Annotated in this window: 10 protein-coding genes and 1 pseudogene; all 11 read left to right on the top strand. The window is 36.1% G+C overall.

Annotated elements, in window-relative coordinates:
* Positions 1-960, top strand: a 960-nt coding sequence (locus tag ACFFU9_RS13400) for a phage baseplate assembly protein V (RefSeq protein WP_379861988.1), incomplete at its 5' end; no start/stop codon positions are given.
* 1 nt (position 961) lies between these two features.
* Positions 962-2,380, top strand: coding sequence for a hypothetical protein (locus tag ACFFU9_RS13395; RefSeq protein ID WP_379861987.1), 1,419 nt, complete (start codon positions 962-964; stop codon positions 2,378-2,380).
* Positions 2,373-2,963: a hypothetical protein gene (locus tag ACFFU9_RS13390; RefSeq protein WP_379861986.1), complete on the top strand. Its 591-nt coding sequence runs from the start codon at positions 2,373-2,375 to the stop codon at positions 2,961-2,963. The genes ACFFU9_RS13395 and ACFFU9_RS13390 overlap by 8 nt, the downstream gene beginning before the upstream one ends.
* A 70-nt stretch (positions 2,964-3,033) precedes the next feature.
* On the top strand, positions 3,034-3,156 hold the full coding sequence (locus ACFFU9_RS13385) for a hypothetical protein (RefSeq protein WP_379861985.1): 123 nt from the start codon (positions 3,034-3,036) through the stop codon (positions 3,154-3,156).
* Between the two features lie 34 nt (positions 3,157-3,190).
* Positions 3,191-3,448 carry a hypothetical protein gene (locus tag ACFFU9_RS13380; protein WP_379861984.1) on the top strand — a complete coding sequence of 86 codons (258 nt, stop codon included), beginning with the start codon at positions 3,191-3,193 and terminating at the stop codon, positions 3,446-3,448.
* A gap of 287 nt (positions 3,449-3,735) precedes the next feature.
* Positions 3,736-3,942, top strand: a complete 207-nt coding sequence (locus ACFFU9_RS13375; RefSeq protein ID WP_379861983.1) for a hypothetical protein — start codon at positions 3,736-3,738, stop codon at positions 3,940-3,942.
* A 59-nt stretch (positions 3,943-4,001) separates the two neighbouring features.
* Positions 4,002-4,232: a hypothetical protein gene (locus ACFFU9_RS13370; protein WP_379861982.1), complete on the top strand. Its 231-nt coding sequence runs from the start codon at positions 4,002-4,004 to the stop codon at positions 4,230-4,232.
* A 99-nt stretch (positions 4,233-4,331) separates the two neighbouring features.
* Positions 4,332-5,168 carry a hypothetical protein gene (locus ACFFU9_RS13365; RefSeq protein ID WP_379861981.1) on the top strand — a complete coding sequence of 279 codons (837 nt, stop codon included), beginning with the start codon at positions 4,332-4,334 and terminating at the stop codon, positions 5,166-5,168.
* 3 nt (positions 5,169-5,171) lie between these two features.
* Complete coding sequence (locus ACFFU9_RS13360; RefSeq protein WP_379861980.1) at positions 5,172-8,819, top strand: PAAR-like protein; 3,648 nt, start codon at positions 5,172-5,174, stop codon at positions 8,817-8,819.
* Positions 8,816-9,715: a hypothetical protein gene (locus tag ACFFU9_RS13355; protein WP_379861979.1), complete on the top strand. Its 900-nt coding sequence runs from the start codon at positions 8,816-8,818 to the stop codon at positions 9,713-9,715. The genes ACFFU9_RS13360 and ACFFU9_RS13355 overlap by 4 nt, the downstream gene beginning before the upstream one ends.
* 192 nt (positions 9,716-9,907) lie before the next feature.
* Positions 9,908-10,185 (top strand): annotated as a pseudogene (locus tag ACFFU9_RS13350) (helix-turn-helix domain-containing protein); the annotation flags it as partial.

Raw genomic sequence — 10,185 nt, 5'->3', positions numbered from 1 at the left:
AGAGGCCTGTCCGTAGGCAGCGTTATCGATATAGAGACCGCCGTACTGGACGGCATGGCCCGTTTTGCCACCAAAAAGCATGGCAAATATATAATTACCGAGATCACGCATTATGCCAAAGAGGCCCATTATTACACCAACAGCTTTGTGGCCCTACCGGCCGATATTGGATCCTTGCCAGAGCCCGAGGTCGCACTGCCCATCGCCCATACCCAAATGGCAAGGGTGCTGAGCAACGAAGACCCCCAACAAAAAGGCCGCGTGCAGGTACAGATGAACTGGCAATCGGGCGAGATGAAAACCGCATGGATCCGTGTGTTAACACCCGATGGCGGAAGTAGCGACCAAATAAGCACCAACAGGGGCTTTGTGTTTATTCCCGAAAAGGACGACCAGGTACTGCTGGGCTTTAGGTTTAACGATCCTAACAGGCCCTTTGTGCTGGGAAGCTTATTTAATGGGCAAACGGGAGCTGGTGGCGGAAGTGAGAACACGCAAAAAAGCATCATCACGCGTAGCGGACATATGATCGCGTTTAATGATACCCATAAGGCAGAGAGCATTACAATTACAGATAAAAATAATAACATTATTTTTATTGATACGGCCAACTCTAGCATCCGCATAAGCGCGCCCGAAAACATAAGCATCAGTGCTAAAAACATTGATATTACGGCTAGCGAAAACCTAACGGCCAGTGCGGGAAAAAGCATGGGCATTAATGCCGGGGATGATATCACTATCGGCGCAGGGGATGATACAACCATTACTGCAGGTGAAGATTTGAGCATTATGGCAAAAAACATTACCGAGCAGGCCAGTGATCGTTTTACAACAGAGTCTGACTCTTTAGAAACTCATGCAAAAGACATCACTAGTAACAGCACACAGGGTAAAATAGATTTACACAGCAAAGAAGACATAAAAAATAATAGCAGTAAAAAAGTAAATCTTTTTTAAAATGGGAACAATACTAAAAATAGCAGGAGGAAAATATACCGAAACAGCAGGTACTATTTTAAAACATGCCAAAGAAGGGAGCATTGTTTTTAATAGTGCAGACGATATTAATTACAGCGCAGGCAGAGACATTACTTTTGGAGAGTATGAGGCGCCAGAAATAAGCAATAAATATGAAAAAATAGTTGGTTTTTGGTGGAGTACCGATAAAACAGGAAAAAAGAGAATAGAAAGAGCACGTTTAGAAGACACTGTTTATTTCCACTTTAAAACCATAGGGATACAAGAAGGAACTAAGATTGTTTTTAAATTAAAGGAGGCAGATTTTTTCTTTGATGACGACGAGTTTGAAGGAAACAAAGTTTCATTAGAAGGTATTGTAAAAGGAAACAGAATAATGTTAGAATTAAACTTACCGAGTAGTTGGGAGCAAGAAGTTGCCGACGATATTTTTTCTAACTTAGAGCTTTATTGGGAATGGGAGTACAAAGGCGAGGTTAATAGTTCAAGAGACAAACAACTTTCTGTATATTTCTCCAATCGTACACTATACATTAAAACACCAACACCAACACATAATTTGCCCGAATTTATAAGTAACGATGGAGACCCAATGCTTTTAGTCGAATTTACAGAAGGTTTTGCCTTAGATCAAATTAAAGATAAAGGGCTAGATATGGCCACAAAACGGGCTGCCTCCAATATAAAACAGATAGCCTTTACCAAATTAAAAAAAGGGTATATGGTGGATAATTACGGTAAAGTATATACAGGCAAACGACTTATTTACGAATACAAAAACATATACAGTAATTCTGGCGAGCTCTTTGAAAAAATGGAGAGTGGTAAAAACTTTGGTTATAACCATGGCAATGGGTTGCGAACCACAAGAGGAGTTAGCCAGTTGGATTATTTTGCTAAGAATGGGAAACGAGTAATATTACTTGGGGCTGTTAAGAAGACAGGAAGGGCATTAGATGTTTTTGATATTTTAAGATTTGGAATGAACGATTTAGATACTTCCGAGCCTTTATCGCTCCCTCTTGGGCCATTATCTCCAATAAGCGACTTAGCAGGAATATTGGTGCAACAACAAAAAGCTGAAAGAGATATGTTTTTAGAAGAAGATGTGCAACAAGAAATAGACCTGGCCAAACTACAAGGACTTGAAGCTACCAGAAAGGCTGTAAAAAAATGGAAATATAATGAAGAATTTCAATGGAATTTAATGGCAGTTTCTAACGAGACTGCTAATAAACTTTTATTAGGAAAATTTAAGTATTTTGACGAATTTAAGAACTCGGCAGATGAAGACTCTACTAGATTTGATAATAAAATTGAAATCCTTTTTAGAGAAGTTTATAATGAAAATATAGTGGATTATGTTTATATAATAGAAACAATTTTTATAGATGAATAAATCAACCAAAATTTTAATTCTTTTAATTATATGTTTTGAGTTTATAAACTGCAAAAGCAAAAATGAATTAATTACTATAAGTCAAACGACACCAGACGAACAAATTATTGTACGATTAACACTCGAGGACACTACTGTTTTAAGTATCAAGTTTCCAAACAGCTTAGTGATAAAAAACAATTCATATCTTGAAAAATCATTTGTAAAAATAGATTATCACTATACTGAAACTCAATCAAAATGGAGAAATTTGGGTATTAGACTATATGAGTCCAAAGAAAATATTCTAAAACCAATTTCTACAACTGGCAAAAAAACTTTATTAAGAAATGAAAGCCTACAATATACTTATTATACAAGGCATTATATAGATTCATCAAAGGCAGTCCAACTTCAATTTAAACCTTATATAAAAAAAATGCTTAATCAAAAAAAAGACACTTTACATATTGGCACAGTAGCAGAGTTTAAAAAAATCCATAAAGAACTGTTTGAGAAACTAACCAAAAACGATAGCATTTCTATACAATTTTTAGATGGTAAAAAATTAGGCGAGCGTATAACCGTGCCTGTAGAATGGTAAATCATTAGGTAAAGCTACCAGAAAGGCTGTAAAAAAATGGAAATATAATGAAGAATATCAATGGGGTTTAATGGCAGTTTCAAACGAGACTGCAAATAAATTATTAGCTGGAGAGTTTGATACTTTTGAGAAATTAAAGAAAGAAGTTTTAAATCAAGGCGATGAGACTACCATAAATGTTCAAGTTTTATAGGACTGTAGTGCCAAACAGAAATAAGAATAATATTATGCAAAGTTGTGAAAAATTATCCATTAAAGAATCTCTTGACATATATAATAAATCCCCAGGGACTTTTAGTGATTCGAAATATAAGAACAGAAAATTTACGCCACGGTTTTTTGATAATGAATATTGTAAAGACCCAACTTACCCTAAATCTTTACAGACCATAGAGCCTGCGCTTAAAGGTTCACTATTTAGGGATTGGCTACCATTGTTTGATGTTCATGCTGGCAAACCGCCAATTTCAGGCCCTAAGTTTTAGAATTTATGTTAGACCGTCACTTTGGTAAAACAGCATCAATAGTAGTGCTAATTACAGTTTTCTGTTTTAATTTATTCTTCCCGAATCTATTAGAATACCATTTAAAGCTTGGTTATTTAATAGCTGCGATAGTACTTTTTTTGATGATAGTATTTATGTTTTATAAGAAATTTAAGTTAAGCTTTAAGTTCGCTTTCATTCTTTTACTTTTTCTGATAATCAGATCAATTACTAACTATTTCATTCTGAATATTGAAAGACAAGAATACCCCTCATTCACGGAAAAAATGAATGCAATAGATTTTTCTTGGGTAGTTATTGTCCCTGTCTCTTTTATTCTATGCTTTATTTTTGGGATAGTTTTTGATGTTTTAAAAAACCTTAAAAAAATAAAAATCAATGATAAGGACGCTGGTAGTGCAAGGTGTATCGACCTAGTAAACAATGACGACCTGTTCTTTGCTACACTTAAAGAATATGCTTATAAATTTTAAAAAATCCACATAAAAGTTGACTATTCAAATCTCAATGGACTACCAGCAACCCACTAAACATGAAAACAATTAAACTGAGTTATATAGTACTTGTTACGATTCTGTTGTTATTGGTTTTAGAAGATGTGTATCAAGTATTTGTAAATGCTTCTAATTATCCTTTTGGAAAAGAAGATTTAGGCGTGTTTTACAAAAGCAAGTCGCATTATATAATCGAATCAGTAGTTTTAGCTTTTTGGTTCATATTAGCCTACTTTTTAAATGCATTAAAAAAAATAGTTTGTTTTTGATTCATGGATATATCACAGGACTCTATTATCTATACCCTATTTTCGTTTTTAGATAATATCTATCAAGTTTTACAGCCCCATAAATACCTATTAAAAAAAATGAAATCACAAGACCCCTACATATTAGCCAATCCTCCACTGTTACAACCAGCCCATGGGACCAAAACTTATGAGGTAAGCCTGCGAACCAAAATTACAGGTCTAGAGAAGCCTATAGACACATCGACTACCTATATACTAGAAATAGAGTACTCAGGTCATTTCTTTGAATTCAAAAAAAGCAATTTAAAAATAGATAATAAAGCGACCAAAAAAAAAATAGATGATCTGTATATTGTAGCAGCAGCGCCATTAAGCCATATCAAATTTAGCTGTACGCCAAAGGGCCAAATAGAACGATTACACAACTATAAGCATGTATTAAAAAGCTGGGAGCGAAGCAAGACGATTATCGAGCATGAATTTAATGGCACCCCGACAGCCCGTTTTATCAAATTAATGGATCGAAAATATAATAACAAAGGCATGCTCATCCAACAATTAAGCAACGACTTCGTTTTAAATACCTTCTACCGCTCGTTTCTAAACGATTATTTAATTTATTATGGCAAAAGCGTTGGAGTATTTACAAACTCAAATTTAATTGGCACGATACCGCTCGCATTATCGATAAAGAAAAGTCTGAGACTAGAAGAAGACCATCTCGTTTTAGAAAGCCAAGCGACGCTCAACAAAGAAAAAACCAATATTAAAGCCCTAGAAGCGTATTTTACAAGCAAGGGTTTGAGCTTTAATAAAGATGCTTTAGAAGTAGTAGCTGAAGATCACAGCCTCTTGGATTATAAGAGCGTTTGGATACAAAAAACCAAATCGGTACAAACCGTAGTTACAGATACCTATAAAAAGGAAATTACCATAACCTTAATAAGTATTTAACCCATGGCAAAAACAGAAACCCCAGAGACATCAGGCAAACCAAACAAGGCAGGGGTATACACCGTATGCCAAGGCGCAAAATGCAAGTGCGACAAAGCAAAAGCGCCTACAACGTTGGCCGATTTTGAAGTCGCCACCCAAAGCACTATTTATGTTAACGACCAAGCGTGTTCAGAAAAACTGTTAGCAACCACCAAAGACTTGCCCCTGCCTTTTACTAAAAAAAAAGGTGCTTTTAGCGACTGTCTTATGCAGCCATTAGGATTTGGAGTGTACAAACCTTGTGTCCCGAACATTATTAAGTGGCAAAAAAGCTATAACGCCATAAAACTGCCCAACCAAGGGGCTGCACTTATAAAAGAAAGTGTAGGCATTTGTAGTTTTGGGGGTAATATCACTTTTGAAACTCACGGGCAAACCCAAACCGTGAGCCAAGAGGACGTTGCCGAAACACCACCAGAAATAGCAAGAATATTGTTAGAGAATTTGCTTACAGAAACCGAATTGACCCAACTGGCAACCGGCGAGTTTATCGATGAGGATATTGATGGTATGGGGGTTGTGGCAATAGGCCAAACAAAAGGCACTGCCGTTAACCACAAGCGTGTTAACGAGATTGCATTTAAAGTGACTGCTTTCAGTAGAAAAAAAACGAAAAACACCAAAGAGAACGTCAACTGGATTGTTTACCACAAAAAACAAGGGGAAAAAGTGGGGGCCTACACCCTTCTCAATACCTTCATTGATGAAGGTGAGGATTTCACATTTCCATACCAAGCCATAGGCAACTATAAAATAGAGGCTTATGGCATGGACTCCGATTTAAAAAAAGATGTAAAAAACACAGGTTCAAATATTATAGCGATAAGGATCGCCGATCAGGGTATTGACACCAGTAAAGCGCTCATCATAAAAGTAGGCGACCAAATGCGCACGCGGGTCCGCCCAGGAGAGGCTACCACCGTAAAGATTCCCCTGCTGTTTCCAGAGCGAGAGCCACTCCCAAAGCTATCTTGGGAAGTTAGCCATAACAAAAATGACATATCGGGCATGTGCACCGTTGTAAATGAAACGTTGCACATTCCTCCCATGGGCATGGGAACAGTAGCGATAGAGGCCTTTAACCCTAAAACCCAAGAGCGCCTCACGGGCCGGTACACGATCGGCCATAACCAAGTAAGTGCCATAAGCACCTCCAAAGACACCATTAGCGTGCTTTATCGGGGCGAAACGAAGTCACAGCGGCACCAAGTAAAATTTACGGTCACTGAATTTACCATGCCCTATGACGCTATTAAAGATGCCGATTTAAAAGTACAATGGTGCATATATAGTAAAAAAAGTGACGTTAAGAAACACTTTATAATTACGGATGATGGAAATAAACATATCATTTCCAATGGCATGAATGGAGAGTTTAGTTACACAGGAACCTCCGAAAAGGAAGGTAAATGGCATGTTGAAGCCTTTGCTAACAACCCAACGGGCTCTACAAACACAAGTAAGCTATTGACCGCCATACAGCCCAAAATAACCAAAGCCTATTGGGCGGACAGTAAAGGCAATAGAATAAACCGTAGCGGGTTTAAGCACACGGTCTATATGCATATAGAGACCGAGGGCTTGAGCGGTGAAAAAATAAGATTAAATGTGTGGGAAAGTGAGCCCGGCCATGATACACGTGTAAAAAAGGATGGTCCAGAAATAGAAATCACAGCCACCAATGGCACCATAAACCAAGCATTTAAGCTTCCGGATACTCACCCTACTTTTGAACTGGACGGAGAAAGTGAATTCTTTTTCACCATAGAGAAACTCCATTGCCAGGTAGATGGAGCTACGCAAGACCCCGAGGCTGGAAATGAATATACCCTTATTAAAGGAAAGGCCAAGTATCTATATGTTAACAGCGACAAAAAAATTGTTAGTCTAAAAGTTTACGAAAGCAACGGAGATTTACACACAGGTATTGTAACATACGGTGATACCGTGACTATAAAAGTGAACACACGAAATTATATAGAAGAAAAGATAGCGTTTATGTTACGTGAATCTGTATTTGGTTTTGATAAGAAACTATCTGAAACCGTTTCCATAACAATAAATAACGAAGGCAAAGGCGAAACCACCTTTACCATACCCACTAATGCATCGTGGGAGGGCGCGCACGAGAAAGGAAAAGAAGGCGTGCCCCGTTATTTTTATTTTAAAGAAGCAAAAAGCGGTGCAGAATTCCCAAGAGCCTATTATGTAGCCAATCAAAACAAAGCAGACGAAGCAGACATAATTAACAGCAAAGGCAACCGTATCATAGCCCTGATGCTTAAAGTTGCCAAAGACTTAACTAAAGATAAAGAATTTGAGGCTAAAAATAATGCGGTTATTCTTGGGGAGGGGTTAAATAATGACGAAAAAAATGGTAGCGCTTGTGAACCTTTGATTTGGGGTAATAACAAGAACTCAAAATTTGTAACCTGCTCTTTTAGAAAGCGAGTCATAGAAATAGCCGAAAGTTTAGGAATAGGAAAAGACAAAATAGAAGGGGCTAATTGGCTAATGGCAGTAATGGCTCTAGAAACGGAAGGCAAATTCGACCCTTCTAAAGATAATGGTATGGGGTATGTTGGGTTAATACAATTTGGTAAAGCTGCAGCAAAAGATTTAGGCACAACAAGAGAAGCTTTAAAAGAAATGACTGCATTAGCACAGTTAGACTATGTGGAAAAATGGATAGCACGCAAAAAAGACAAAATACAATGCTTAACCGATGTATATTTATCTGTACTATTACCAGAAAGAACAGGAAAAGGAAACGATAAAAAGTTCGTGTTATGGGATAATACGAGCGATTTTTATTATAATAATCCTGCTTTTCATAAAGAAAAAGGAGAATGGGAGAATACTAATTTCTTTGGAAAGTATAATGATAAAGGGAAAAAAATACACAAACGAGGTTATGCTAAAGAAGCCAAAGGGACGACTTATATGTGGGAAGTATCCCAAGAAATAAGTAGTTGGTATAGCAAAGGACTTGCTAAAAAGAATACCTGTAAAATAGATACAAGTACTTGTGAGTTTAGTACAAGTTCGGAGAGTCAAAAAAATGAAGATGGAGTGTTAGAAGAAATGAAAAAGCTAGCAAAAACACATATTATCTATAGTATGGAAGGTGTTAGAAATTCTTTATCTTCAGAAGGTTTGAAGTTTTTGGACTGTTCTGAATTTGTGGGAGTGTATCTTCATAAATTGGGAGTAATGCCCAGCTACAAAGAGATTTACACGGGTAACTTACTTAATGAAAACAGCTTTAGAACAGCAATTGGAAGTAATGATATTAAATTCGTAAGAGGTAGTGATAAAGAGAATTTTGTTCCTGAACGTGGAGATATATTTGTATGGAGAAAACCAAATGTAAAATGGGGGCATACAGGGATTGTTTACAGTTATAATTCTTCAAATGACTTAATCACAATATTAGAAGCTCTTGGTTCTCTTGGGAGTAGTGATGAAAATACAAATAGAAATAATGGAGGCGATGATATGGTAGGAGTGACAAGAGTTTCTGTATACAAAAGAACAGGCAGAGCGTTATATAGACATGAAGGATGGAAAGGATATTTTAGACCAATTAATTACACAAAGAAACTATGACAATAACTAAAAACATTAATTATTTTGTATTATCAATATTTATACTTTTCTCATGTAAGGAAGTTCCTAATTGCAGGGAATTTGATAATGCAATAGATTTTGATAGTTTATTAAAGTGTGAGCTATATTCATACAATGATTTTTACTTCATTACAGCAGATTACGGCTGCCCTTATGACCCCGCTTCAGGTAATCCTTATGGGAATGTTTCTATTTATTTGATTCCAAAGAAACTATCTCAAGAATTAATAGAAAAGAATTATGAATCTTATGAGGATAAGATTCATAATTTTAATATTGAAAAATTAAAAAAAGAATTTCATATATATATATATATAATTCCTAAAAAGTATTTAGTAAAAACACCAGAAGGATATTATCAAAAAAAAGCATATATAAAACAAGCTTTTACATTTGATAACACAGATAAAGTTTGGAAAAATATAGATTGTATTTTTATTGAAAATGATTTTGAAGAAAGAATAAGAGAAGAAAACTGGCGTAAGAATTTATTGGTTGATAAAATTAATTTTTTGAAGAAACAATTCGATGATATAAATATAATTGATTACAAAAATCAATTAGAAAACTGGCAAGGTACCTACAGTTTTGATTTCGGAGGTTTCCAAATGGGAGAAGAGTACGAAGGCACCGTAACTTTTAAAATAGAGGATATGGCAACAAAAGTTAGTTTCAATGGCAATGAAGAACTCTTAAATATTGTAGAAATAACTAAAGACACCTTGCAATTAGAAGATGCTGCTGGTGAAATTTTTAAAATTTATAAAGACGAGCAGGGATATTTCAATGTCAGCGGCCATCGGATTTATATGTTAAGCCCGCCTAACGAAAGTTATTTGTTAACAAAAGAAGACTGGAATTTAAATAACCCCTAAAACTAAAAATAGACCAAGAGGGTTATGGAGAAACCACCTTTACCATACCCACTAATGCATCGTGGGAGGGCGCGCACGAGAAAGGAAAAGAAGGCGTGCCCCGTTATTTTTAGACACCACCCCGAAAAGCAATATTTTTGAACTTATACCAATTTGAATAAATAAAGTCGTTATTTTTGCTTATCTTTAAGGATGGCAAAACCGAGAGAATTTTTAATAAAAGAAAGTGCTTTAGAACTTAAAGCCTTACGTAAAAGGCAATGTGTTTTTAAATATGAGAAGCGTTTGATTTGGTTAGAATCTATTTTGACCAATCGTTTCAAAACGAGAAAACAGTTAGCCGATTATCTAAACATTACACCCAAGACAAGTGAACGCTGGACAGTTAAATATATGGACAATGGTATTGACGGGTTGTTAAGTGACGAACCAAAACAAATACGCTCTAGAATCATAACTCCAGAGATGCA

Source organism: Mariniflexile ostreae (genome assembly GCF_042427585.1).
In the GTDB taxonomy this organism is placed as follows: domain Bacteria; phylum Bacteroidota; class Bacteroidia; order Flavobacteriales; family Flavobacteriaceae; genus Pseudalgibacter; species Pseudalgibacter ostreae.
Note: the sequence above shows the minus strand (reverse complement) of the source record. Positions and strands in the feature narration are given on the sequence as shown.

Excerpts from the sequence above, each read along its gene's own strand:
- ACFFU9_RS13395 (WP_379861987.1), top strand. The coding sequence starts at position 962 with ATGGGAACAATACTAAAAATAGCAGGAGGAAAATATACCGAAACAGCA.
- ACFFU9_RS13390 (WP_379861986.1), top strand. The coding sequence starts at position 2,373 with ATGAATAAATCAACCAAAATTTTAATTCTTTTAATTATATGTTTTGAG.
- ACFFU9_RS13385 (WP_379861985.1), top strand. The coding sequence starts at position 3,034 with ATGGCAGTTTCAAACGAGACTGCAAATAAATTATTAGCTGGAGAGTTT.
- ACFFU9_RS13380 (WP_379861984.1), top strand. The coding sequence starts at position 3,191 with ATGCAAAGTTGTGAAAAATTATCCATTAAAGAATCTCTTGACATATAT.
- ACFFU9_RS13375 (WP_379861983.1), top strand. The coding sequence starts at position 3,736 with ATGAATGCAATAGATTTTTCTTGGGTAGTTATTGTCCCTGTCTCTTTT.
- ACFFU9_RS13370 (WP_379861982.1), top strand. The coding sequence starts at position 4,002 with ATGAAAACAATTAAACTGAGTTATATAGTACTTGTTACGATTCTGTTG.
- ACFFU9_RS13365 (WP_379861981.1), top strand. The coding sequence starts at position 4,332 with ATGAAATCACAAGACCCCTACATATTAGCCAATCCTCCACTGTTACAA.
- ACFFU9_RS13360 (WP_379861980.1), top strand. The coding sequence starts at position 5,172 with ATGGCAAAAACAGAAACCCCAGAGACATCAGGCAAACCAAACAAGGCA.
- ACFFU9_RS13355 (WP_379861979.1), top strand. The coding sequence starts at position 8,816 with ATGACAATAACTAAAAACATTAATTATTTTGTATTATCAATATTTATA.